We start from the raw sequence: 22,640 nt of genomic DNA on the forward strand, positions 1-22,640 counted from the left end.
AAAACCCGGGGCGATTCACTAGGCGTATATCTGCTGTTCTTGTCGTGTTGTCTCCTTGCCCACCTGTATGTTGCTTGAGTGGGCAAAGAGTTCGATGAGTTACCCCGTGAGCTGGGTTACTCGTCTGCATACCTATAACCGCTCCACAACATGATGGGGTTTTGCCCCGGTGTATCCTCAGCTGCAGCGATGATCAGGCCATCCTGGACTCGCCATACAACCAACTTTTTCCCGAACGGATCTGTTCCATGCTTGGCTCCAGGCTCTTGGTCTAGGCGCGGATAGTCGGCAAGCTTTCTCGAAAGATAGTCATCCAAACGGTCAAAGCTTCCGGCCGCGAACTCGATACGTACGTTAGTTAATTCGTTCTTGGAGAAAAAGAAGGTTACTAGTCGGGCGGGGATGTTGTCGTACGCAGTGCTTATATGCGCCGAGCATAGATAGTCGTCCTTTACGGTGATGCGGTCCGTATGGCCCAGATTTCCATAACATTTCAGCTTGTGGCCACGTGCTTCATTCTCGCGGATGATCGAGGCTTGGTCTCGTCGAGAGAAATAGTCCGGTGATTCTGCATAGGTGGGTGTGCCTAGGCGGGCATACCAGTCGGTTACTTCGTGCTGGTAATGTAGGGGAAGCATCGGGAAAAGCAGTGTCCCCACCGCAAACAGCCCTGCCGCAATCAGAGTGAGCTTTAGGAATTTCATTGGCGTCCTGCCGTTGCAAGGGAGGTGGGCACGCTGTAGTCACTTTGTAGTCACTAGCGCGCACAAAAAAGGGCTTACCTTTCGGTAAACCCTTGTTTTGTTTGGTGGCTACGCAGGGACTTGAACCCCGGACCCCAGCATTATGAATGCTATGCTCTAACCAACTGAGCTACGTAGCCGATGTGGCGCGCATTATTCGCGTCTTGGGGGTGGGTGTCAACCCTTCTTTTCGAAAATTTCTGCGCGCGATCAAGCGCTTACACGTTAAAACGGAAATGCATGACGTCGCCATCCTTGACGATGTATTCCTTGCCTTCCAATCGCCATTTACCCGCTTCTTTAGCCCCGGCTTCGCCTTTGTATTGGATGAAGTCGTTGTAGGCGATGACCTCGGCGCGGATAAAGCCTTTTTCGAAGTCGGTGTGGATGACAGCGGCCGCTTGCGGTGCCGTGGCGCCGACTTTGACGGTCCAGGCGCGTACTTCTTTCACGCCTGCAGTAAAGTAGGTTTGCAGGTTAAGCAACTCGTAGCCGGCGCGGATAACGCGATTGAGGCCAGGTTCTTCCAGGCCTAGAGCATCGAGGAACATGTCCTTCTCTTCACCGTCATCGAGTTCGGCGATTTCGGCTTCGATTTTGTTACACACGGGCACCACCGGAGCGCCTTCGGCGTCAGCGATGGCTTGCACCACGTCGAGCAGCGGGTTGTTCTCGAAGCCGTCTTCGGCGACGTTGGCGATGTACATCACGGGCTTGCTGGTGAGCAGGTGGAAGCCGCGTACCAGAGCCTTTTCATCATCGCTCAGGGTTTTCATGAGGGTGCGTGCAGGCTTGCCCTCGGTAAAGTGGGGGATGAGCTTTTCCAGCAGGCCTTTCTGGGCGACCGCTTCTTTGTCACCACCCTTGGCGTTGCGAGTGACTTTCTGCAGTTGCTTTTCGCAGCTGTCGAGGTCGGCGAAGATCAGTTCAAGGTCAATGATCTCAATATCGCGCTTGGGGTCGACGCTGTTGGCAACGTGAATCACGTTGTCGTCCTGGAAGCAGCGCACCACATGGGCAATGGCGTCGGTTTCGCGGATGTTGGCGAGGAATTTGTTGCCCAGGCCTTCGCCTTTGGAGGCGCCTTCTACCAGGCCGGCGATGTCGACGAATTCCATGGTGGTGGGAATCACGCGCTCGGGTTTAACGATTTCTGCCAGGGCGTCGAGGCGTGGGTCGGGCATAGGGACGATGCCGCTGTTGGGTTCGATGGTGCAGAACGGAAAGTTCTCGGCCGCGATCCCGGATTTGGTGAGGGCGTTGAACAGGGTGGACTTGCCGACATTGGGCAGGCCGACGATGCCGCAGTTAAATCCCATGATGGTTCCCTCGCGCGCTGGCGATAAAAGTTAGGAGGTGGCTTTCTGGCTGTGCAGTTTACGCATGGCGACGGTCCAGTCGCCGGCGAGTATTTCCGGCAGTACATCCAGTGCGAAGCCAATGCTGGTATCCAATAAATCTTGTTCGCTGCGAGGCGCGCGGCCCAAAACGAAACTGGAGACCAGGCTGCTGTGCCCAGGATGGCCAATGCCAAGCCGTAGGCGGTGGAAATTATTTTGATTGCCGAGTTGGGCGATGATGTCGCGCAGCCCGTTATGTCCGCCGTGCCCGCCACCCTGTTTGAGTTTGGCGACGCCTGGCGGCATGTCGAGTTCGTCGTGAGCGACCAGTATGGCGTCTGGCGGGATGCGGAAGAAGTTCGCCAATGCGGCAACGGCCTGGCCGCTGCGGTTCATAAAGGTCGTCGGGATCAGCAAGCGAACATCGCGGCCTTGATGGCTGAACTTACCCACCAGGCCAAAATATTTTTTATCAAGGCTCAGGTTGATGCGCTGACTGTCTGCCAGCCGTTCAACGAAAAGGGCCCCTGCATTGTGCCGGGTCTGGTCGTATTCAGGGCCGGGGTTACCCAGGCCAACGATCAGTTGTACGGCAGTCATGTCAGGAGCCCTTATGTGGAAATAGCCTGGCAGAATCGCATGCCAGGCTGGTTTCCGACACTGCGAGGTTTACTCGGCAGCGCCTTCGTCTTTAACAACGCGGGAGGCGTGGATGTTGGCCACTGCCAGGTCGTTGCCATGAGCCAGTGCGACCAACTCAACGCCTTGCGGCAGTTTCAGGTCGGCCAGGTGAACGATCTGACCGACTTCAACGGCAGCCATGTCGACTTCGATGAACTCAGGCAGGTCTTTCGGCAGGCAGGAAACCTCTACTTCTACCAGTACGTGAGACACTTCGCCGCCTTGCTGCTTCACGCCAACCGAGGTTTCCTGGTTGATGAAGTGCAGGGGGACGTGAGCGGTCAGTTTCTGGCCGGCGACAACGCGAACGAAGTCAGCATGCAGTACGTAGCCTTTGGCTGGGTGGCGCTGCAGGGCTTTGATCAGCACGCTTTCGGTGCTACCTGCAACGTTCAGGCTCAGTACGTGGCTGAACGCGGCTTCGTTTTCCAGCAGTTTGGCCAGTTCTTTGGCCAGCAGGCTGATCGATTGTGGGGCTTTTTCGCCGCCGTAGATTACCGCAGGTACCATGGCAACGTTACGACGCAGGCGGCGGCTCGCACCTTTCCCCAGGTCGGAACGCACTTCGGCATTCAGGCTAAATTCAACAGTCATTTCACTTCTCCAAAATAACCAAACCGTCCGTTACGCTTGCGACCAGCGACGGGACGGTTGGTTGAAAGGCCTTGCCATCAGGGCAGGGCGTTTGCGTTCAGGGCGGGGTCCGGGTTAGCGGAACATCGCGCTGATCGATTCTTCATTGCTGATGCGGCGTACCGCTTCAGCGACTACCGGAGCAATATCCAGCTGGCGAATGCGCGAGCAGGATTGAGCGGCAGCGGACAGCGGGATGGTGTTGGTCACCACCAGCTCGTCGAGTACGGATTTTTCAATGTTTTCGATTGCGCGGCCAGACAGTACTGCGTGTGTGGCGTAAGCAAAGACTTTCGAGGCGCCGTGTTCTTTCAGCGCTTTAGCGGCGTGGCACAGGGTGCCGGCGGTATCCACCATGTCGTCGACCAGGATGCAGGTGCGGCCTTCAACATCACCGATGATGTGCATCACTTCGGAGTGGTTGGCTTTCTCGCGGCGCTTATCGATGATCGCCAAGTCAACACCCAAGGATTTGGCCACGGCACGAGCGCGCACCACGCCGCCGATATCCGGGGAGACAATCATCAGGTTTTCAAAGCGCTGGTCTTCGATATCGTCCACCAGTACCGGGGAGCCGTAGATGTTATCTACCGGGATATCGAAAAAGCCCTGGATCTGATCCGCGTGCAGGTCGACGGTCAAAACCCGGTCGATGCCTACCACGGTGAGCATGTCAGCCACGACTTTGGCGCTGATGGCCACGCGCGCGGAGCGTGGGCGGCGATCTTGGCGGGCATAGCCAAAATAGGGGATAACAGCAGTAATTCGGGTCGCTGAGGAGCGGCGGAAGGCGTCTGCCATCACCACCAGTTCCATCAGGTTGTCATTGGTTGGCGCACACGTCGGTTGAATCAGGAAGACGTCTTTACCGCGGACGTTTTCGTTGATTTCAATCATGATTTCGCCGTCGGAGAATTTACCGACAGAAGCATCACCGAGGGGAATGTGCAGCTGACGTACGATACGTCGCGCCAGATCGGGGTTAGCGTTCCCCGTAAAGACCATCATCTTGGACACGCGCAGTACCTGCCGGCTGAGGGTATACCTGGATGAGTACAGAAAATGGCAGGGGCGGCTGGATTCGAACCAACGCATGGCAGGATCAAAACCTGCTGCCTTACCGCTTGGCGACGCCCCTGTATCCTGTGTAACCAAATGCTTTGAGTTGAGTATCCGCTCCAGGACGGAATGGCAGGGGCGGCTGGATTCGAACCAACGCATGGCAGGATCAAAACCTGCTGCCTTACCGCTTGGCGACGCCCCTACATGTACAACCCGTTGCTCTATTTAACTGCAGAGCATGCATCTACTTCCTGACCAGTGTTTCCAGCTTGCGGTGCAGCATCGAAATGTTACGACCTTGGGCAATGAAACTTGGCAAAGTGCCTGGAAGTTGGCGGGCGACTTTATCAGCATCGTCCCAGTTTGGGAAGCTCCCAAACACACAAGCTCCAGTGCCGGTTAATCGAGTTGGAACAAATTTGTTCAACAGGATCAAAGCGTTACGAACTTCAGGGTAACGCTTCTGAACCACCGGCTGGCAGTCATTATGACCACCCCCCTCAAGAAGGCTGCGAACTTTAATGGGCGGCGTATCGCGTGTCAACTCAGGGTCGGAGAAAATTTCCGCAGTGCTGACAAGCACTTGCGGAATTGCCACGAGAAACCAGGGTTCGTTCAGCGTTACTGGCTGTAGCTTTTCACCAACGCCTTCGGCAAAGGCGGCGTGGCCACGCACGAATACAGGGACATCTGCCCCCAGGCTGAGTCCTAGCGCTGCCAGTTGGTCTTCGCTGCTGTGCAGTTGCCACAGGTGGTTTAGGCCGAGCAGGGTGGTGGCCGCATCCGAGCTGCCGCCACCAATGCCGCCGCCCATGGGCAGGCGTTTGTCGAGCCAGATGTCGGCGCCCAGTGTGCAGCCAGTTTGCTGCTGCAGCAATCGGGCAGCACGAACGATCAGGTTGCTGTCATGGGGCACGCCGTCGATAGGGGTGTGCAGGCGGATTTCGCCGTCGTGGCGCAGGGTAAACCCCAGTTCGTCGCCAAACTCGAGAAACTGAAACAGCGTTTGCAGTTCGTGGTAACCATCAGGGCGCCGACCGAGGATATGCAGCATCAGGTTGAGCTTGGCCGGTGCCGGCAGAGTCAATTCGGCAGAGGTGGGTATGGCCAGGTTGCTCATTGACCGAGCTGGCGTGGTTGCCAGTCCTTGATCACCAGGGTGACCTGCAGGTCAAAGCCGCTGAGCTTGATGCGTTCCGGCAGCCAAAAGCCATTTTGCTCGGTATAGCTGAGGTATTCGACGTACCAGCCATCCTGGCTCAGTTGTGCCAGGTGGCTCTGCTCGTCGAGGTTCAGGCGGCTTTTACTGTCCGGTGAGGGCAGGCCGCGAATCCACCAGAGCAAATGGGAGACTGGCAGGTTGAGGCCGAGCTGATCTTGCAGCAACTGTTCCGGTGAGGCGGCTTGATAGCGGCCCTGATTTGCCACTTCCAGGATGATTTCGCCTGGTCGGCCGGTGAGGCGAGCGGCGCCGCGACCGAGTGGCCCGGAGAGACGAATGTCGTAGTAATCTTGGCGTTGCAGCCAGAACAGCGTGCCGCTGCCGGAGTCCTTCGGTGCGCGGATGCCGACTTTGCCATTGATTTGCCAGGCATCCAGGCTGCTGATGCGCTGTTTGTGGGCCTGCCAGCTTTGTGCATTGCCCTGGCCTTGCAGCGCTTCTTTCGAGGTCAGGCCGGCGCAGCCTGCAAGTAAAGTGATCAGGCTGAAAACCAGCAGGTGGCGGACAAGCTTCACAGCGTCTCTGCTCCGGTCAGGCGCAGCAGGGTGCTGCGCAGAATGTCACTGTCGGGTTGCTGCTTCAGGGCTTCGCGCCAAAGTTTGCGCGCTTCCTTCTGCTTGCCCTGGGCCCACAGCACTTCGCCCAGGTGGGCGGCGACTTCGTGGTCGGGGAATTCCTGCATGGCCTTGCGCAGCAGGCGTTCGGCTTCATCTAAGTTGCCCAGGCGGTAGTTGACCCAGCCGAGGCTGTCGAGAATGGCCGGGTCGCCGGGATTGAGCTGATGGGCCTGCTCGATCAGCTGTTTGGCCTCGGCATAGCGTGTGGTGCGGTCGGCCAGGGTGTAGCCCAGGGCGTTGAGGGCCATGGCGTTGTCGGGTTCGCGTTCCAGAATAAAGCGCAGATCCTCCTCCAAAAGGGTTAGGTCGCCGCGTTTTTCCGCCAGCATGGCGCGGGTGTAGAGCAGGTTGAGGTCTTCCGGGAACTGTTCCAGGGCCTGCTCGATGACTTGCCAGGCACGCTCACTGTTGCGTTGCTTGGACCAGGCCTCGGCCTCGATCAGGTGCAGCTGGATGGCGTAGTCGGGCTGGCTTTCGCGGGCGCGGCTAAGGCGTTCAGCGGCTTCGTCGCCACGCTGCTGTTTGAACAACAACTCGCTCTGGCGGGCCTGGGCTGGCAGGTAGTCGTTGCCCGGGCCGACCAGTGCGTACTCGATCAGCGCGCTAGGGATGTCGTCCAGTTCTTCGTAAGCGCGGGCCAGGTTGTAATGCGCGGCATCGCTGTGGCTGCCACGCTCGACGAGTTCTTCCAGGTAGACGATGGCTTCTTCCCAGGATTCGGCCTCCAGGCAGACCAGGGCCAGGGAGAAACGCAGGTCATCATCATTGGGGTATTGCTGCAGCAGTGAGGCGAATTCGCCCTTGGCATCGTTCAAGCGGTCTTGTGCAACCAGCTGGCGTGCATAGGTCAGGCGCAGGCGTTTGTCGTTAGGGTACTGTTCAAGGCCTTTTTCCAGCAGCGGCAGGGCGTCTTCATTGCGATCGAGGCTTTGCAGCAGGCGGGCATGCAGGAGGATTGATGCAATTGGGCGATTCTTGCTGGGTTGCTCTTCGAGCAGCTCCAAGGCTTCCTGTGGGCGGCCATCTTGTTGCAGCAGCAGGGCTTTGCCGAATTGCAGCTGGCTGTTGTCCGGATATTTCGCCTGCAGACGGTTGAAGCTTTGTAGCAGACCAGCGCGCGTATCCGGGTCGGTTTCGGCGGCAGACAGGGCAAGGAAGTCGAAGTGCGTATCGCCCTGACGCTGTAGCACCTGCTCCATGAATGTCATGGATTCGTCGTAACGGCCAGCGCGGGCCAGTTGTACGGCGGCGGCGCGCTGCGCGTCGATATTCTCGGGTGCAGTTTTGGCCCACAGCAGGCTGGTTTCCAGTGCAGGCTGCTCGGCTCCCAGGTACTCGGCAATGCGGAAGCCGCGTTCGGCGACACCGGCATCCTGGGTGGCCTTGGCCTGTTGGAGGTAGTTTTCCAGGGCGATATCAAAACGGTTGCGCTGGCCTGCCAGCTCTGCGGTCAACAGCGCCAGCAGGGTTTCCTGGCTGAATGCGCGATACACCTGCGGCTGCGTAGGCGTGGCAACAGTGGCTGGATCTTCCACGGGTGGCGTGCCATCCGGGGCAGAAGGGGCAAAGGTCTGGCAGCCACTTAAGAAGGCAGCGGCAGTCAGCAAGGCAAAGGATCTATTCATAAGAAGAGTATGTGGCCAACCTGCGGTCTGGGCATCATGACACAAGCGCTGGGGCAAGCCCATGGGCTGCCACGATCCTGGTGAGAGAGACAAAGCTGCCTATAGGGACAATAAGCCGCAGTGGTTGTTCTCGCATTGCCGAAGTAGGACAATTGCCGGCTTCCACTCCCTGTCAGCGATCGTGCATGGCCTTTATTGCCCTCGGTATCAACCACAAGACCGCCTCGGTGGATGTCCGCGAACGCGTGGCTTTCACTCCCGAGCAGTTGGTTGAGGCATTGCAGCAGCTCTGTCAGCGCACCAGCAGCCGTGAAGCGGCGATTCTGTCGACCTGCAATCGCAGCGAGTTGTATCTTGAACAGGATGACCTGGGCGCCGATGAGGTGCTGGCATGGCTGGCCAATTATCATCAGCTGAGCCTCGACGAGTTACGTGCCTGCGCCTATATCCATGCCGATGATCAAGCCGTGCGGCATATGATGCGCGTCGCGTCGGGGCTGGATTCCATGGTGCTGGGTGAACCGCAGATTCTCGGGCAGATGAAGTCGGCGTTCGCTGTGGCCCGCGAGGCCGGCACCCTCGGCCCGCTGCTCGGGCGCTTGTTCCAGGCCACCTTCAGTACCGCCAAGACCGTGCGTACCGATACCGCGATTGGCGAAAACCCGGTTTCCGTGGCCTTCGCTGCCGTCAGCCTGGCCAAGCAGATCTTCGCCGACCTGCACCGCAGTCAGGCGTTGCTGATCGGCGCCGGCGAGACCATCAGCCTGGTTGCCCGCCATCTGCACGATCAGGGCATCAAGCGCATCGTGGTGGCCAACCGCACCCTGGAGCGCGCCAGCAGCCTGGCCGAACAGTTCGGCGCGCACGCCGTGCTGCTTTCGGAAATCCCCGATGAGTTGGTCAACAGCGATATCGTTATCAGCTCCACCGCCAGCCAGCTGCCGATTCTTGGCAAGGGCGCTGTCGAACGGGCGCTCAAGCAGCGCAAGCACAAGCCAATCTTCATGGTCGATATCGCCGTGCCGCGTGATATCGAGCCGGAAGTTGGTGAACTGGACGACGTCTATCTGTATACCGTCGATGACCTGCATGAGGTCATCGCAGAAAACCTCAAGAGCCGTCAGGGCGCGGCTCAGGCCGCCGAAGAGCTGGTCAGCGTTGGCGCTCAGGACTTTATGCAGCGCCTGCGTGAACTGGCGGCAGTGGATGTGCTCAAGGCCTATCGCCAGCAGGCCGAGCGCTTGCGTGACGAGGAGTTGGGCAAGGCGCTGCGCCTGCTGAGCAATGGCAGCTCCGCCGAGGACGTGCTGGCGCAACTGGCCCGTGGTCTGACCAACAAACTGTTGCATGCGCCCAGCGTGCAGCTGAAGAAATTCTCTGCTGACGGCCGCGTCGATGCGCTGGGCGTGGCTCAAGAACTGTTTGCCCTCGACGAGGGCGTGCCGCCTGCCGCTACCCCTAACAGCTCGGCCCATCAATAAAGGTCTGCAATGAAAGCGTCACTGATCAACAAACTCGACCTGTTGCAGGATCGTTTCGAAGAGCTGACTGCCTTACTCGGTGATGCTGACGTGATCAGCAATCAGCCGCAGTTTCGCGCCTATTCCAAGGAATACGCTGAGATTGAGCCGGTCTACCAGGCGTTCAGCGCCTTCCGTAAGGTGCAGGCAGATCTGGAAGGCGCCCAGGCGCTGCTCAAGGACAGCGACCCGGACATGCGTGAAATGGCCGAGGAAGAAGTCGCCGAAGCCAAGGCGCAATTGATCGAACTGGAAGCCACCTTGCAGCGCATGCTGCTGCCCAAAGACCCGAATGACGGCCGTAACGTGTTCCTCGAAGTGCGTGCCGGCACTGGTGGTGACGAGGCGGCGATCTTCTCCGGCGACCTGTTTCGCATGTATTCACGCTATGCCGAGAAGCAGGGCTGGCGCGTGGAAGTGCTGTCGGCCAGCGAAGGGGAGCATGGCGGCTATAAAGAAGTGATTGCCCGGGTTGAGGGCGACAACGTTTACGGCAAGCTCAAGTTCGAATCAGGCGCGCACCGCGTGCAACGTGTGCCGGAAACCGAATCTCAGGGCCGTATTCACACTTCGGCCTGTACCGTTGCGGTGTTGCCCGAGCCGGATGAGCAGATGGCTATCGACATCAACCCGGCGGACCTGCGTGTCGACACGTACCGCAGCTCCGGCGCGGGCGGTCAACACGTCAACACCACCGACTCGGCGATCCGCATCACCCACATTCCCACCGGTACCGTGGTGGAATGTCAGGAAGAGCGCTCGCAGCACAAGAACCGCGCCAAGGCTATGGCCTGGCTGGCGGCGAAACTCAAGGATCAGCAGGAAGCTGCCGCGCACAAGGAAATTTCCGACTCGCGCAAACTGCTGGTGGGCTCTGGTGACCGTTCCGAGCGCATTCGCACCTACAATTTCCCACAGGGGCGGGTGACCGATCACCGCATCAACCTGACCTTGTATTCGCTCAATGAAGTGATCGCCGGCGGCGTCGAGGCGATTATCGAGCCACTGCTGGTCGAATATCAGGCTGATCAGTTGGCCGCGCTGGGCGATTGAGTGCTGTGGTGCGCACGGCGCACCCTACGCCGTACGCCGTACGCCGTACGCCACATAGGGTGGATGAGGATTTTTATCCAGCAGAAGCTTGCGGTGGATCGATAAAGCGCGAGCCGCCCCACGAGAATACTATGGTCACCATCGAATCCCTGCTCAATCAAGCCGACCTGCCCGACTCGCCCACCCCACGGCTGGACGCCGAGTTGTTGCTTGCCCACGTCCTGGGAAAATCGCGCAGTTACCTGCATACCTGGCCAGAGCGCGCACTTGAGGCCGAGCAGATTGAGCGTTATCAGGCCGCGCTCGTTCGGCGTCAGGCCGGCGAGCCGGTGGCCTATATCCTTGGCCAGCAAGGCTTCTGGAGCCTGGAGTTGGAGGTTGCCCCGCATACCCTGATCCCAAGGCCGGATACCGAGTTGTTGGTGGAGACCGTGCTCGCGCTGCTGCCGGCCACACCGGCTGCGCTGCTTGATCTGGGCACCGGCACCGGTGCGATTGCCCTGGCATTGGCCAGTGAGCGCCCGGCTTGGCGATTGACCGGTGTGGACCGTGTGCTTGAGGTGGTCGCCCTGGCTGAACGCAACCGCGCACGCCTTAAACTGGCCAATGCCAATTTTGTGCAGAGCCACTGGTTTAGTGCCCTGTCAGGCCAGCGCTATCAGTTGATTGTCAGCAATCCGCCCTATATCGCCGCCGATGACCGTCACCTGGCCGAAGGCGATGTGCGCTTCGAACCAAGCAGCGCACTGGTCGCCGGTGTGGATGGGTTGGATGATATTCGCCTGATCATCCAGCAGGCTCCGGGCTCTCTTGAACCCGGTGGTTGGTTGCTGTTGGAGCATGGCTTCGATCAGGCTGCGGCGGTACGTGAGCTGCTTAGCGCGCGTGGGTTTAGCGCTGTGGAAAGCCGGCGTGACTTGGGCGGCCATGAGCGTATCACTCTGGGACGTTTCGAGAATGAGTGATGCCATGAGCCCGCATGACATGCTGAATGACGAGGAACTGCTGCGCTACAGCCGGCAGATCTTGTTGCAACAGATCGATATCGCCGGCCAGCTGCGCCTGAAAAACAGCCGCGTGCTGATCATCGGTCTCGGTGGTCTGGGTTCGCCGGTGGCACTGTATCTGGCGGCTGCGGGTGTCGGAGAGTTGCATCTGGCGGACTTCGATACGGTCGACCTGACCAATCTGCAACGGCAGATCGCCCACGACACCGCGAGCATCGGTCTGAGCAAGGTCGATTCGGCGAGCCAGCGTCTGTTGGCGATCAACCCACAGCTGCGCTTGCACACCCATCGCCAGGGTTTGGACTGCGATTCTCTGGCGGCTGCGGTTGCAGCGGTGCACCTGGTGCTGGATTGCTCGGACAACTTCAACACCCGCGAGGCGGTCAACGCCGCCTGTGTTGCGGCCAAGGTGCCGCTGGTCAGCGGTGCGGCGATCCGCCTGGAGGGCCAGCTGTCGGTGTTTGATCCGCGTCGTGACGACAGCCCGTGCTACCACTGCATTTACGGCCATGGCAGCGAAGCGGAGCTGACCTGCAGCGAAGCCGGTGTGGTCGGCCCGCTGGTCGGTGTGGTCGGCAGCCTGCAGGCGCTGGAGGCGCTGAAGCTGCTGGCGCAGTTCGGTGAGCCGCTGGTGGGGCGTTTGCTGCTGATTGATGCCCTTGGCAGCCGTTTCCGCGAGCTGCGGGTCAAACGTGATCCGGGCTGTAGCGTGTGTGGAGTGACCAGCGGTGAGTAACGCGCCGATTGGTGTGTTCGATTCCGGCGTCGGCGGTTTGTCGGTGTTGCGCGAAATTCGCGCGCTGTTGCCTCATGAGTCGTTGCTGTATGTGGCCGACAGCGGCCATGTGCCCTATGGCGAGAAAAGTCCGGAATTTATCCGCGAACGCTGCCGGGTGCTGGCCGAGTTTCTTTTGGCTCAGGGCGCCAAGGCGCTGGTGCTGGCCTGCAACACCGCCACGGTGGCAGGGGTGGCCGAGTTGCGTGAGTTGTATCCGCAGTTGCCCTTGGTGGGCATGGAGCCTGCAGTCAAGCCAGCGGCGGCTGCGACGCAATCCGGCGTGGTCGGCGTACTGGCCACCACCGGCACACTGAAGAGCGCCAAGTTCGCCGCCTTGCTCGACCGTTTTGCCAGCGATGTGCGGGTGATCACCCAGCCTTGCCCGGGGCTGGTCGAGCGGATTGAGGCCGGCGAGTTGGACACTCCTGCCACTCGCGAGCTGCTACAGGGTTTTGTTGCGCCGCTGCTGGCCGAAGGCTGTGACACGCTGATTCTCGGTTGCACCCATTACCCCTTTATCAAACCGCTGCTGCGCAGCCTGGTGCCGGAGTCAATCAGCCTGGTCGACACCGGTGCGGCGGTGGCGCGCCAGGTTCAGCGCCTGCTGGCGGCGCGTGAGCTGCTGGCCACTGGACCTGCACAGCCCACGGCATTCTGGTCCAGTGCCGAGCCGGCAACCATGCAGCGGGTGCTGCCGCTGCTTTGGCACGAAGCCAGCCAGGTGCGCTGTCTGCCCTGATGTGGCGGTACGCTGAATACTCTCTAAGCGGCTAAAGATTTCTATACTCTCAGGCGGCGTCTACAGACACCTCCGCTATTGGGCTGAACAAGGAAATTGCCATGAGAAAAGTCGTGACCTTGGCTGCGTTGCTGGCCTTGGCTTGGGGGCATGTGAGTGCAGTGCAGGCGATGGATGTAAGTGCGGCAGTTGGCCAGACGGGCGACTCGACCATGACTTACCGCCTGGGCACGCAGTTCGATTTCAACCAGAGCTGGTTTGCCAGTGATGTCGGTCGTCTAACGGGTTACTGGGATGCTGCGTATACCTACTGGGACGGGGATGAAACCTCCAGCAACCACAGCCTTTCGCTGAGTCCGGTGTTTGTTTACGAGTTTGCCGGCGGACGCTTCATACCCTATCTCGAAGCCGGTATCGGCATTGCCGCGTTCAGCAGTACCGAGTTGGAAGACAACGACCTGGGCTCGTCTTTCCAGTTTGAAGACCGCATCGGTTTCGGTGTGCGTTTCGCCGGGCAGGAAGTCGGCGTGCGCGCCCTGCATTACTCCAACGCAGGGCTTAAACAGCCTAACGACGGGGTTGAGACTTATAGCCTGCATTACCGCATGAGTTTCTAGCGGTTTGAGCTGTTAAAAAGCCGGATTGTTATCCGGCTTTTTATGGCCTGCCATCCACAGCGCCAGCCCTTCGGAGCCATTGCTGCGCGACGTTAAAAATCGTTTCTGACGATTTTTTGTGCGTGCTTAGCGGTAGATGCTGTTCATGCCCTTGCGCTCATCCAGGCATTCCGGCGAGGCGGTTTCGAATTCGCGGCAGATCAGTGGGCGCACTTCGTAGATGGTGCAGCGCATGCTGTCGCGGTCCAGCGCGGCGCACCAGCCGTCGTCCAGGCGCAGCATGACTTCGCCGCCCCAGTCATCGGTGTCGATATAGCGCGGCGGCACGCCGGTGTCGGTGATCAGCATGACTTCCAGCTGACAGCAGCAGGCGGCGCAGTTGCTGCAGCTTACTGCGGGTTCATCCGCAAGTTGGGTATGGGGGATGTTCTGACTCATGCCGCGCAGTGTACGTCATCGGTGTTACTGCGGCGTCTGCTGTCGACGTAGGGTGGCTGGCGTTTTAGCCATCGAGCCCTGCGCTGAGCCTGTTTGTTACGCCGACTGGCGTGTGCGCAGGCTCTGTTCGTACTGGCTGCGGTAGAGCTTGGCGAAGCCGTGCAGCACGGGCATCACCAGCGCCCAGATAACGCCGATCAGCAGCAGGCTTGGCCAGGTGCCGTAGGGCAGATCGACGCCGGCAATCTGTGCGCCGCCATAATAGGACAGTGGTGCACCTATTGCGCCGAGCAGGCTGCCGCGCCACCAGGGTTGCGCGGTCCAGGCCAGGCAGTGGTTGAGCGTGGTGGCCATCAGCAGCCATAGGCTGGCCAGCCACAGCGGGATCAGCGTGCGCGGCTCGCCGAAGTCGAACACGCCGAGGTTGAGTAGGAAACTGTCCAGTGCGCTGCCGGCGAGAAACACCGTGATCAGCAGTTTGCCTTCCGCCGCCCAGCTGCTGGTCCACAGCAGATGTATCGCCAGCACCGCTGCGATAACCAGCAGCCACAGGCTGTCGCCGCCGAAGACGCAGGCAAACCAGCCAAGCTGAAACAGCAGGGTGTTGACGATCAACTTAGCCATCTAGGTTTCCTAACAGAGGAGCTGGGCGTGCGGCGGGTTTGGCCAGCAGCAATTGCGCGGTGCCGATGGTGCGCTCGATAAAGCCACCCTCGCAATAGCACAGGTAGAACTCCCACAGGCGGAAGAAGTAGTCGTCGTAACCCTGCTGTTCCAGCTTGTGCCGCGCCTGGCGCAGGTTGTCGTGCCAGATGCGCAGGGTGCGGGCGTAGTGCAGGCCGAAATCTTCCATGTGGTGCAGGTTCATATCGGTCTTGGCAGTGATGATTTCCAGCATCTTGTTTACCGAGGGCAGCGCGCCGCCGGGGAAGATATAGCGCTGGATAAAGTCCACGGCGTTTTTCGCCTGCTCATAACGCTGGTCACGGATGGTGATGGCCTGCAGCAGCATCAGGCCATCGGGTTTAAGCAGGCTGGCGCATTGCTCGAAGTAGGTGGGCAGGAAGCGATGGCCAACGGCTTCGATCATCTCGATCGACACCAGCTTGTCGTACTGCCCGGACAGATCGCGGTAGTCCTCCAGCAGCAGGGTGATCTGCCCCTGCAAACCCTGCTCGGCAATACGTTGCTGGGTGTAGGCGAATTGCTCGCGCGACAGGGTGGTGGTGGTGACCTTGCAGCCGAAGTGGGTGGCGGCGTAGATCGCCATGCTGCCCCAGCCTGTGCCGATTTCCAGCAGGTGGTCGCTGGGCTTGAGGGCAAGCTTCTGGCAGATACGTTCGAGCTTATTCAGTTGCGCCTGTTCCAGGCTGTCATCGGCGCTCTGGAACATCGCCGCCGAGTACATCATGGTCGGGTCGAGGAACTGCTCGAACAGCTCGTTGCCCAGGTCGTAATGCGCCGAGATGTTTTTGCGCGAGCCTTTACGGGTGTTGCGGTTGAGCCAGTGCAAGCCCTGGATCAACGGGCGGCCCAGCTGGGCCAGGCCGCTTTCCATGGCGTCGAGGACGTCCAGGTTGCTGACGAAGACGCGGATCACCGCGGTCAGGTCCGGGGTGGTCCAGTAGCCGTGGATATAGGCTTCGCCCGAGCCGATCGAGCCATTGCCGGCCACCAGTCCCCAGACCGCACCATCCTGCACCTGGATCTCGGCACAGAGGCTGGAGTGGACATCACCGAACTCCATGCGCTCATCGCCTTCGACGATCACCAGTTGGCCGTGGCGTAGCTGTTTCAGCTGGCGCAGCACCGCGCGGCGCAGCAGGCTGGCACCGATGCCGCTGCCGGCACGTACGGTGTGTTTTGCAGAAGCCAGGCTAGAGCTTTTCATGGGGGACTTCCTTTGATGCGGGGCGAGCGACGCGGAAATTACCTTCAGCGGCCCGGTGGGTGAACAGGGGAATGCGTTTGAGCAGTAGACGCAGGGCTTGCCAGTAAATGGCGGCCACGGTCTTACCGGTCATCCAGGGAAAGTTGATCAGGTAGCGGTGCAGGCTCGCGCGGTTGAGTGCGCTGCGCTGCAGACTGAGGCTGGCGTCGAAGAGTTTGTCCTCACCCTGCCAGTCAGCCATATGAATGCCCAGGCGTTCGCCAGCCGGGCTGAAACTCATGCGGTATTCCAGCTCGCGCGGCAGAAAGGGCGAGACGTGAAACGCCTTTGCCACGGCAACGTGCTGATGCCCCTCGCCCTCGGCCGGCAAGACGTAGTGGTAGCGTTCGCGCCATGGCGTGTTGCTCACTTCACAGAGAATCGCCGCCAGACGACCATCAGCCTCATGGCAGTAAAAGAAACTCGCCGGATTGAAACTCAGCCCCCAGCTGCGCGGCTGAGTCAGCAGGCAGATGGTACCCAGCGGCGTGCGCCCGAGAGCTTCTGTCACGCGCTGGCGCACGGCATCAATCAGGCGGATACCTGCACCGGTGAACTGCGGCAGGTAATCGGTTTCGCGAAAGGCAAAGGGCGCGAAGCGACCATGCCCAGCCAGGGGCGATAGCGCGAGCACGGCGTCCTGCTCGCTCAGGTCGAGGTAGAGCAGGCCCATGCGGTAGCGGAAGTTGTGCAGGCGTGGGGCAAAACGCCGGTGCTGCACCCAGCCGCTGTAGAGGGCGCTGTTCAGTGCCGTTGTGCTGTTCACTACAGCGCCTCACCGAATTCACGGGCTACGCGCAGCGCGCTGACCACGCCATCTTCGTGGAAACCATTGGCCCAGTAAGCACCACAAAAGTAGCTGTGGTTGGCACCGAGCAGTTCTTCCCAGCGCGCCTGTGCGGCCATGCCGGCCAGGCTGTATTGCGGGTGGGCGTAGGTGTAGCGCGCCAGGATTTTGTTTGGGTCGATGGCGGCGGTCTGGTTCAGGCTGACGCAGAAAGTCGTGTCGCTCTGGATGCCTTGCAGGATGTTCATGTCGTAGGTGACGGCGGCTGGCTGATCTACAGGGCCGCCGAGGCGGTAGTTCCAGCTGGCCCAGGCCAGTGGCCGTTTCGGCAGCAGGCGAGTGTCAGTGTGCAGCACCACATCGTTGTCGGCATAGGGCAGCGCGCCGAGGATGGCCTGTTCGGAAGGCGTCGGCGCGGCCAGCAACGCCAGGGCCTGGTCGCTGTGGCAGGCAAACACCACTTTGTCGAAGCGCTCGCTACCGGCAGCGCTGTGCACGGTCACACCGTCGCCATCGCGTTCAACCCGGGTCACCGCGCAGTTCAGGCGGATCTGTTGCTTGAACGATTCGGTTAACGGCGCCACATAGCTGCTGGAGCCGCCTTCGATCACGCACCACTGCGGGCGGTCGCTGACCGATAGCAGGCCGTGGTTTTTGAAGAAGCGTACAAAGAACTGCAGCGGGAAACCGAGCATGTCATTCAGCGACATCGACCAGATCGCCGCGCCCATGGGCACGATGTAATGCTGGATAAAGCGCTCGCTGTAGCCATTGGCCTTGAGGTAATCGCCGAGGGTCATGTCACTGGCGATGCGCTGCAGGTTGAGGTCGTTCAGCGCTTCGCGGTTGAAGCGCAGGATGTCACGCACCATGCCCCAGAACTTTGGCGACACCAGGTTGCTGCGTTGGGCGAACAGGCTGTTGAGGTTGTGCCCGTTGTATTCCACGCCGCTTAGCGGGTCGCTGACCGAGAAACTCATCTCGGTGTCCTTGAAACCAACGCCGAGCTGGCTGAGCAGGCGGATAAAGTTCGGGTAGGTCCAGTCGTTGAACACAATAAAGCCGGTGTCCACGGCGTACCGCTGCCCGCTCACCTCAACATCAACGGTGTGGGTGTGGCCGCCGATCCAGTCGCTGGCCTCAAACACCGTGATCTCGTGACGGCGGTTGAGCAGGTAAGCACTGGTGAGGCCGGCAATGCCGCTGCCGATAATGGCAATTTTCATGGGCTGTCCTTAGGTCTTGGCTTCGGTGCGGGCCATGCGGGCGCCGAGGGCGACCTGCAGGCCTTTGGGCAAGCGCCCGAGTAGTTTGAGAATGGCAATAAACGGGCCAGGGAAAGCGATTTCAAAGGGCTGCTGATCCAGGCGTTGAGCAATGTAGGCGGCGGCTTTGTCCACCGGCCAGCGCATGGGCATGGGGAAGTCGTTTTTCTGTGTCAGCGGGGTGTCGACAAAACCGGGGCTGACCAGGGTGACGGCAATTTTTTCCGCATGCAGATCGATGCGCAGTGCTTCAAGCAGGTAGCGCATGGCGGCTTTCGACGCGCCGTAGGCTTCGGCGCGCGGCAGTGGCATAAACGTCACTGAACTGCCGACCCCCACCAGATGCGGACGATTGCCCTGGCGCAGCAGGGGCAGGGCGGCTTCGATGCAGTAGCTGGCAGAGAGCAGGTTGGCGCGCATCACCCGTTCGACCATCGCCGCCTCAAAGGTACGCACTTCAACGTATTCGCAGGTGCCGGCATTGAGGATGGCGCAGTCCAGCGCGCCCCAGACCTGGGCAATGTGCTCGCCGATGCTGCGCACTTGCGCGGCATCACTGAGGTCGCCGGCCACCACCAGCACTTGCTGTGGGTAGCGCTTGGCCAAGGCTTGTAATGGTTCGAGGCTGCGGGCACTGAGGGCCAGGCGGTGGCCTTGTTCGAGCAATTGTTCGGCCAGGGCCGCGCCGATGCCACTGCTGGCGCCGGTGAGCCAGATGCGCCGTGCGTTCGCGTTCATGCCAACCTCCGTTTCAGCCAGCGAATTGCTGAGCCGAGTAAGGGCAGGTGCTCGTAGAGCAGGCTGCCTGCGTCGAAATAGTCACGGTGACGATAGACCTTGTCCTGCCACAGCAGGTGCGAACAGCCTTCCACGCGGATCAGTTGCCCGCCAGCCAGGCGTGGGTGGCGGTAGCTCATGGTCCAGCGCAGGTAGCCTTCGCCGTCGCGCACCTGGTCAAAACCGTAGAAGTCAAAGCGCAGTTCGCTGACGTTAGCGTACATCTCGCCGAAGTAGCGCTGCATATTGGCCAGGCCGCGCACCTCATGCAGCGGGTCGCAGAACAATGCGTCATCGCTGTACAGCTGGCCCAGGCGGTCGAGATTGTCCTTGTTCAGCCCGGCAAAGTCCTGGGCGAACTGTCGCAGAAAATCGCTCATAGGGCCTCCTCGCCGGCAAAGTGCGGCAGACTCTTGAATGCAGTCAGGGCACGCGTGCGGCTTTTGCTCAGGTCGACAATGGGCGTGGGGTAGTCGGCGATGCCGAACAGTCCACCCATGGCGGCCGGGTTATGAATATTGTTTTTGTTCAGACCGATCAGCTCCGGCAGCCACTGGCGGATAAAACGCCCGTCCGGATCGAATTTCTGCGACTGGCTGAGCGGGTTGAAGATGCGGAAATATGGCGCCGAATCGGTGCCGGTCGATGAGCTCCATTGCCAGCCGCCGTTGTTGGCTGCCAGGTCGCCATCGATCAGGTGGCGCATAAAGAAACGCTCACCTTCGCGCCAGTCGATCAGCAGGTTCTTGGTCAGAAACATCGCCACGATCATGCGCAGGCGGTTGTGCATCCAGCCGGTGGCCAGCAGCTGGCGCATGGCCGCATCGACAATCGGGAAACCGGTGCGGCCCTGTTGCCAGGCTTTGAGCTCCAGCGGTGCATCACGCCAGGCCACGGCCTCGGTTTCCGGGCGGAAGGCGCGGTGCATGGATACACGTGGGTAGCCCACCAGGATGTGCTTGTAAAACTCACGCCAAAGCAGCTCGTTGATCCAGGTGATGACTCCGATATTGCCGCTGTCGAACTCGCCTTGATTGACCGCCAGTGCGGCGTGCAGGCATTGGCGTGGCGAGATCACGCCGGCGGCCAGGTAAGCGGACAGCTGGCTGGTGCCGGGCTGCGCAGGGAAGTCGCGGGCGCTCTGGTAGAGGTCGATCTGTTGCGCCGCGAAATCATCCAGGCGTCGCGCGGCTTCGGTCTCACCGGCCGGCCACAATGCACGCAGGGCCGCAGGGGGTAGAGCAAACCCGTTGACGTGTTCAGGTATGGCATCACGCTGAATCGCCAGCGGCGCCTGCGCCTTGGGTGTCGCGATCAGCGCGGGCAGGGTGCTGTGCAGGCGTTGATAGCAGACCTTGCGGAACTGGCTGTAGACCTGAAAATAACTGCCGGATTTGGTCAGCACGCTGCCGGGCTTAAAGAACAGTTGATCCAGGTGGCTGTGAAAAGTCACTCCCAGACCATCAAGCGTTTGCGCCACGGTCTGGTCGCGGCGGCTTTCATGCACGCCGTATTCTTCATTGACCTGCACGCTGCCGATCTGCAGCTGCTGGCATAACTCACCGATCACCTGCGGCGCGGCGCTCCAATCGTCGGCCTCACGCACCAGCAGCGGCACGTTGAGCTTGCCCAGTTCGGCGCTCAGCGCCTGGAGGTTGCGCAGCCAGAAGTCGACCTTGCTCGGCGCGTCATCATGGGCCAACCACTGGCCGGGGCTGAGCAGGAACAGCGCCACAGTCGGGCCGCTGCGCATGGCGGCCGCCAGGGCGCTGTTGTCCTGTACCCGCAGGTCGGTGCGGAACCACATCAATTGCAGCATGTTGAATCCTGTCAGCTGTGCAGCAGGTTGAGATCACTGAGGCTGTGCAGGGCGGCCAGTGGGTCGGCGGCCAGGCTCAGTTCGGCATTCTGTGCGGTGATGCTTTGCAGCTCGTCGGCGTGGATCTGCACCACTTGCCCGACCAGCAGGCAGGGGCAGTCGTAACCGCCGAGCAGGCGTTGCAGGTGGGTGCTGTTCAGCGCCTGGCTGGAATACAGCAACACCGCACGCGGCTGGATGTGTTCAACCGCCAGTGCCAGTTCGGTGGGCGGCAGTGGCCAGTCGAAAACGTCCACCGGGCTGCCGGCGCTGCTCGCCAGCCATGCCGTGAGCCACAGGCCGGGGGCCATCGGCAGGTCGGAAACGTTGATCAGCAGCAGTGGCGCACCGTTGTACTGGCGATTGTTGTGGTACAGGCGGGCGCCGAGTTTGCTGCGCAGCCAGGAGTAGAAGAACACCCGCTCGGCCTGCGCGCCGAACTGGTTGCGCCAGCGCAGGTCAAGCTCGTTGAGCAGCGGCAGCAGCAGTTGCTGGCACAGAGTATGCGGCGGATAGAGCGCCAGCTCGCTGTTGAAACAGTCGTCCAGGCGTCGCTCGTTGAGGTTGCAGATGGCTTCCTGCAACTGCTGACGCTTGCTTTCCCATTGCGAACTGGCTTCGGCGAAGGCCGGCTGATTGGAACGCAGCAGCCCTTTGACCTGACTCACTGACACGCCACGGCCCAGCCAGGTGAGAATCGCTTGGATGCGGGTGACATGTTCATCGGAATACAGGCGATGGCCCTTGGGCGTGCGGTGCGGCACGATCAGCCCATAGCGACGCTCCCAGGCGCGCAGGGTGACAGCGTTGACTCCGGTGATGCGCGCCACATCGCGAATCGGCATAAAGCCCTGGGCGATCGCGGCCTGGTAATCGTCGGCGGCCAGGCCGTCAGTGATCGGTTCAAGGCTCATAGGGCATTTCGCAGGCTGAGGTTTTCCGGGTGCGGCTGCAGGTAGACCTGCTGCGCGATGTAACGGTCCGGGTGACGACGGAAGTGGTGCTTGAGCAGGGTCATAGGCACCACCAGCGGCACCACGCCATGGCGGTACTGGCCGATCAGTTGCTGCATTTCCTGTTTCTCTTCGCTGCTCAGGGATTGTTTGAGGTAACCGCTGAGGTGCTGCAGCACGTTGCTGTGGGTGCGGCGGGTGGCACAGCTTTTCAACGCGCTCATCAGCTCGCTGAAGTAGCGCGGTGCCAGCTCGTTCAGGTCCTGCTGGCCCAGGTTCCCGAGCATGCGCCCGAGCAGTTTGTACTGCACCGGATTGGTGGCCATCAGCAGGTATTTGTAGCGTGAGTGGAAGTCGATCAGGTTTTTGCGCGTCAAACCATCACGCAGCAGCTGTTGCCATTGTGCGTAGGTAAACACGCGGGTGATGAAATTCTCGCGCAGGATCGGGTCGTTCAGGCGGCCATCTTCCTCCACCGGTAGGTTGGGGTGGCGGGCGCAGAAGGCCTGGGCAAAGACACCGCGGCCCGGCTCGCTGGGGCGACCATTGTCCTGGTAGACCTTGACCCGGTGCAGGCCGCAGGACGGCGACTGCTGCATAAAGATGTAGCCGCAGATGTCGGTCAGCTCACCGGCCATGCGTTCACCATAAGCGGTCAGCGGGGCTGTGACATCCACTGTACGATTGACCGTGCCGACGGCGCGAGGCGCTTGCGGATTGCCAACCAGCCGGATTGGCTCACGCGGCGTGCCCATGCCGATGGCCACTTCCGGGCACACCGGGGCGAAGTCGAAATGCTCGCTGAGGATGCGGCTGCACAGGCGCGATTCCTTATGCCCGCCGTTGTAGCGCACTTCATTGCCCAGCAGGCAAGCACTGATCCCCAGTTTGGGTTTGGCGGCGGCGTTGGCGGATGGGCTCATGGGCAACCTCTGACTTACGACTTGTACAGATCCTGGTGGATGTACAACTTAAGTTCATCATAGGTTTGTAAT

24 protein-coding genes and 3 tRNA genes are annotated in these 22,640 nt (G+C 60.5%); 6 read left to right on the forward strand and 21 right to left on the reverse strand.

All coding sequences use genetic code 11. The features are described from left to right. Positions 1-116: 116 nt before the first annotated feature. The 11 genes from DBR00_RS00975 to DBR00_RS01025 form a co-directional block, all read right to left on the reverse strand. A complete protein-coding gene (locus DBR00_RS00975) occupies positions 117-704 on the reverse strand; it encodes a hypothetical protein (protein ID WP_108487071.1) in 588 nt (195 codons plus the stop codon). Between the two features lie 102 nt (positions 705-806). Further along, positions 807-883 (reverse strand) — tRNA-Met (locus DBR00_RS00980). A 78-nt stretch (positions 884-961) separates the two neighbouring features. Then, the gene (gene ychF / locus DBR00_RS00985; protein ID WP_108487072.1) at positions 962-2,062 is read right to left on the reverse strand and encodes a redox-regulated ATPase YchF; all 1,101 of its coding nucleotides are present in this window, start codon (positions 2,060-2,062) and stop codon (positions 962-964) included. Between the two features lie 30 nt (positions 2,063-2,092). Then, the gene (pth, locus tag DBR00_RS00990; RefSeq protein WP_108487073.1) at positions 2,093-2,683 is read right to left on the reverse strand and encodes an aminoacyl-tRNA hydrolase; all 591 of its coding nucleotides are present in this window, start codon (positions 2,681-2,683) and stop codon (positions 2,093-2,095) included. Positions 2,684-2,752: 69 nt separating this feature from the next. After that, on the reverse strand, positions 2,753-3,358 hold the full coding sequence (locus DBR00_RS00995; RefSeq protein ID WP_108487074.1) for a 50S ribosomal protein L25/general stress protein Ctc: 606 nt from the start codon (positions 3,356-3,358) through the stop codon (positions 2,753-2,755). A gap of 114 nt (positions 3,359-3,472) precedes the next feature. Next, the gene (locus DBR00_RS01000) at positions 3,473-4,414 is read right to left on the reverse strand and encodes a ribose-phosphate pyrophosphokinase (protein WP_090251437.1); all 942 of its coding nucleotides are present in this window, start codon (positions 4,412-4,414) and stop codon (positions 3,473-3,475) included. A 46-nt stretch (positions 4,415-4,460) separates the two neighbouring features. Continuing rightward, positions 4,461-4,535 (reverse strand) — tRNA-Gln (locus DBR00_RS01005). 51 nt (positions 4,536-4,586) lie between these two features. Beyond that, positions 4,587-4,661, reverse strand: a tRNA-Gln gene (locus tag DBR00_RS01010). Positions 4,662-4,703: 42 nt separating this feature from the next. Then, complete coding sequence (gene ispE, locus DBR00_RS01015; RefSeq protein WP_108487075.1) at positions 4,704-5,579, reverse strand: 4-(cytidine 5'-diphospho)-2-C-methyl-D-erythritol kinase; 876 nt, start codon at positions 5,577-5,579, stop codon at positions 4,704-4,706. Further along, entirely contained in the window at positions 5,576-6,196 is a 621-nt protein-coding gene (gene lolB, locus DBR00_RS01020) for a lipoprotein insertase outer membrane protein LolB (protein WP_108487076.1), read from the reverse strand. The genes ispE and lolB overlap by 4 nt, the downstream gene beginning before the upstream one ends. Continuing rightward, on the reverse strand, positions 6,193-7,923 hold the full coding sequence (locus tag DBR00_RS01025; protein ID WP_108487077.1) for a tetratricopeptide repeat protein: 1,731 nt from the start codon (positions 7,921-7,923) through the stop codon (positions 6,193-6,195). The genes lolB and DBR00_RS01025 overlap by 4 nt, the downstream gene beginning before the upstream one ends. 185 nt (positions 7,924-8,108) lie before the next feature. On the opposite strand from DBR00_RS01025, the gene hemA reads away from it, so the two are divergent. The 6 genes from hemA to DBR00_RS01055 all read left to right on the forward strand — a co-directional run bounded on the left by hemA (position 8,109) and on the right by DBR00_RS01055 (position 13,637). Beyond that, on the forward strand, positions 8,109-9,404 hold the full coding sequence (gene hemA, locus DBR00_RS01030) for a glutamyl-tRNA reductase (RefSeq protein WP_108487078.1): 1,296 nt from the start codon (positions 8,109-8,111) through the stop codon (positions 9,402-9,404). 9 nt (positions 9,405-9,413) lie between these two features. After that, positions 9,414-10,496, forward strand: coding sequence for a peptide chain release factor 1 (gene prfA / locus DBR00_RS01035; RefSeq protein ID WP_108487079.1), 1,083 nt, complete (start codon positions 9,414-9,416; stop codon positions 10,494-10,496). A 131-nt stretch (positions 10,497-10,627) separates the two neighbouring features. Continuing rightward, positions 10,628-11,461 carry a peptide chain release factor N(5)-glutamine methyltransferase gene (gene prmC, locus DBR00_RS01040; RefSeq protein WP_108487080.1) on the forward strand — a complete coding sequence of 278 codons (834 nt, stop codon included), beginning with the start codon at positions 10,628-10,630 and terminating at the stop codon, positions 11,459-11,461. A gap of 19 nt (positions 11,462-11,480) precedes the next feature. After that, positions 11,481-12,239, forward strand: coding sequence for a molybdopterin-synthase adenylyltransferase MoeB (locus DBR00_RS01045; protein ID WP_108487126.1), 759 nt, complete (start codon positions 11,481-11,483; stop codon positions 12,237-12,239). Next, positions 12,232-13,020: a glutamate racemase gene (gene murI / locus DBR00_RS01050; protein ID WP_108487081.1), complete on the forward strand. Its 789-nt coding sequence runs from the start codon at positions 12,232-12,234 to the stop codon at positions 13,018-13,020. The genes DBR00_RS01045 and murI overlap by 8 nt, the downstream gene beginning before the upstream one ends. A 101-nt stretch (positions 13,021-13,121) precedes the next feature. Then, the gene (locus DBR00_RS01055) at positions 13,122-13,637 is read left to right on the forward strand and encodes an acyloxyacyl hydrolase (RefSeq protein ID WP_108487082.1); all 516 of its coding nucleotides are present in this window, start codon (positions 13,122-13,124) and stop codon (positions 13,635-13,637) included. A 126-nt stretch (positions 13,638-13,763) separates the two neighbouring features. Here the strand turns inward: DBR00_RS01055 and DBR00_RS01060 are convergent, their stop codons facing one another. The 10 genes from DBR00_RS01060 to DBR00_RS01105 form a co-directional block, all read right to left on the reverse strand. Further along, positions 13,764-14,075 (reverse strand): YkgJ family cysteine cluster protein, encoded by a 312-nt coding sequence (locus DBR00_RS01060; protein ID WP_108487083.1) that lies wholly within the window; start codon positions 14,073-14,075, stop codon positions 13,764-13,766. Between the two features lie 96 nt (positions 14,076-14,171). Next, a complete protein-coding gene (locus DBR00_RS01065; RefSeq protein WP_108487084.1) occupies positions 14,172-14,699 on the reverse strand; it encodes a DUF2878 domain-containing protein in 528 nt (175 codons plus the stop codon). Then, positions 14,692-15,966, reverse strand: a complete 1,275-nt coding sequence (locus DBR00_RS01070; protein WP_108487085.1) for a cyclopropane-fatty-acyl-phospholipid synthase family protein — start codon at positions 15,964-15,966, stop codon at positions 14,692-14,694. Before DBR00_RS01070 ends, DBR00_RS01065 begins: the two co-directional genes overlap by 8 nt. Continuing rightward, positions 15,953-16,753, reverse strand: a complete 801-nt coding sequence (locus tag DBR00_RS01075; RefSeq protein WP_108487127.1) for a DUF1365 domain-containing protein — start codon at positions 16,751-16,753, stop codon at positions 15,953-15,955. Before DBR00_RS01075 ends, DBR00_RS01070 begins: the two co-directional genes overlap by 14 nt. A 17-nt stretch (positions 16,754-16,770) precedes the next feature. Further along, positions 16,771-18,018 (reverse strand): NAD(P)/FAD-dependent oxidoreductase, encoded by a 1,248-nt coding sequence (locus DBR00_RS01080; protein WP_108487086.1) that lies wholly within the window; start codon positions 18,016-18,018, stop codon positions 16,771-16,773. A 9-nt stretch (positions 18,019-18,027) separates the two neighbouring features. Beyond that, positions 18,028-18,795 carry an SDR family oxidoreductase gene (locus DBR00_RS01085; protein ID WP_108487087.1) on the reverse strand — a complete coding sequence of 256 codons (768 nt, stop codon included), beginning with the start codon at positions 18,793-18,795 and terminating at the stop codon, positions 18,028-18,030. Further along, on the reverse strand, positions 18,792-19,214 hold the full coding sequence (locus DBR00_RS01090) for a nuclear transport factor 2 family protein (protein WP_108487088.1): 423 nt from the start codon (positions 19,212-19,214) through the stop codon (positions 18,792-18,794). Before DBR00_RS01090 ends, DBR00_RS01085 begins: the two co-directional genes overlap by 4 nt. Continuing rightward, positions 19,211-20,650 (reverse strand): deoxyribodipyrimidine photo-lyase, encoded by a 1,440-nt coding sequence (gene phrB / locus DBR00_RS01095; protein WP_108487128.1) that lies wholly within the window; start codon positions 20,648-20,650, stop codon positions 19,211-19,213. Before phrB ends, DBR00_RS01090 begins: the two co-directional genes overlap by 4 nt. 14 nt (positions 20,651-20,664) lie before the next feature. Beyond that, complete coding sequence (locus DBR00_RS01100; protein ID WP_108487089.1) at positions 20,665-21,606, reverse strand: MerR family transcriptional regulator; 942 nt, start codon at positions 21,604-21,606, stop codon at positions 20,665-20,667. Continuing rightward, positions 21,603-22,568, reverse strand: a complete 966-nt coding sequence (locus tag DBR00_RS01105) for a DUF523 and DUF1722 domain-containing protein (protein WP_108487090.1) — start codon at positions 22,566-22,568, stop codon at positions 21,603-21,605. Before DBR00_RS01105 ends, DBR00_RS01100 begins: the two co-directional genes overlap by 4 nt. Positions 22,569-22,640: the final 72 nt, after the last annotated feature.

Origin of the sequence: Pseudomonas sp. HMWF032 (assembly GCF_003060885.1) — a bacterium.
In the GTDB taxonomy this organism is placed as follows: Bacteria; Pseudomonadota; Gammaproteobacteria; order Pseudomonadales; family Pseudomonadaceae; genus Aquipseudomonas.

Bases quoted from the DNA above. Each gene is read 5' to 3' on its own strand.
- prfA (WP_108487079.1), top strand. From the start codon at position 9,414: ATGAAAGCGTCACTGATCAACAAACTCGACCTGTTGCAGGATCGTTTC.
- DBR00_RS01060 (WP_108487083.1), bottom strand. From the start codon at position 14,075: ATGAGTCAGAACATCCCCCATACCCAACTTGCGGATGAACCCGCAGTA.
- DBR00_RS01105 (WP_108487090.1), bottom strand. From the start codon at position 22,568: ATGAGCCCATCCGCCAACGCCGCCGCCAAACCCAAACTGGGGATCAGT.
- DBR00_RS01080 (WP_108487086.1), bottom strand. From the start codon at position 18,018: ATGAAAATTGCCATTATCGGCAGCGGCATTGCCGGCCTCACCAGTGCT.
- DBR00_RS00995 (WP_108487074.1), bottom strand. From the start codon at position 3,358: ATGACTGTTGAATTTAGCCTGAATGCCGAAGTGCGTTCCGACCTGGGG.
- hemA (WP_108487078.1), top strand. From the start codon at position 8,109: ATGGCCTTTATTGCCCTCGGTATCAACCACAAGACCGCCTCGGTGGAT.
- DBR00_RS00975 (WP_108487071.1), bottom strand. From the start codon at position 704: ATGAAATTCCTAAAGCTCACTCTGATTGCGGCAGGGCTGTTTGCGGTG.
- DBR00_RS01045 (WP_108487126.1), top strand. From the start codon at position 11,481: ATGCTGAATGACGAGGAACTGCTGCGCTACAGCCGGCAGATCTTGTTG.
- ispE (WP_108487075.1), bottom strand. From the start codon at position 5,579: ATGAGCAACCTGGCCATACCCACCTCTGCCGAATTGACTCTGCCGGCA.
- DBR00_RS01085 (WP_108487087.1), bottom strand. From the start codon at position 18,795: ATGAACGCGAACGCACGGCGCATCTGGCTCACCGGCGCCAGCAGTGGC.
- prmC (WP_108487080.1), top strand. From the start codon at position 10,628: ATGGTCACCATCGAATCCCTGCTCAATCAAGCCGACCTGCCCGACTCG.
- ychF (WP_108487072.1), bottom strand. From the start codon at position 2,062: ATGGGATTTAACTGCGGCATCGTCGGCCTGCCCAATGTCGGCAAGTCC.
- DBR00_RS01100 (WP_108487089.1), bottom strand. From the start codon at position 21,606: ATGAGCCTTGAACCGATCACTGACGGCCTGGCCGCCGACGATTACCAG.
- DBR00_RS01055 (WP_108487082.1), top strand. From the start codon at position 13,122: ATGAGAAAAGTCGTGACCTTGGCTGCGTTGCTGGCCTTGGCTTGGGGG.
- DBR00_RS01065 (WP_108487084.1), bottom strand. From the start codon at position 14,699: ATGGCTAAGTTGATCGTCAACACCCTGCTGTTTCAGCTTGGCTGGTTT.
- DBR00_RS01090 (WP_108487088.1), bottom strand. From the start codon at position 19,214: ATGAGCGATTTTCTGCGACAGTTCGCCCAGGACTTTGCCGGGCTGAAC.
- pth (WP_108487073.1), bottom strand. From the start codon at position 2,683: ATGACTGCCGTACAACTGATCGTTGGCCTGGGTAACCCCGGCCCTGAA.
- DBR00_RS01070 (WP_108487085.1), bottom strand. From the start codon at position 15,966: ATGAAAAGCTCTAGCCTGGCTTCTGCAAAACACACCGTACGTGCCGGC.
- DBR00_RS01025 (WP_108487077.1), bottom strand. From the start codon at position 7,923: ATGAATAGATCCTTTGCCTTGCTGACTGCCGCTGCCTTCTTAAGTGGC.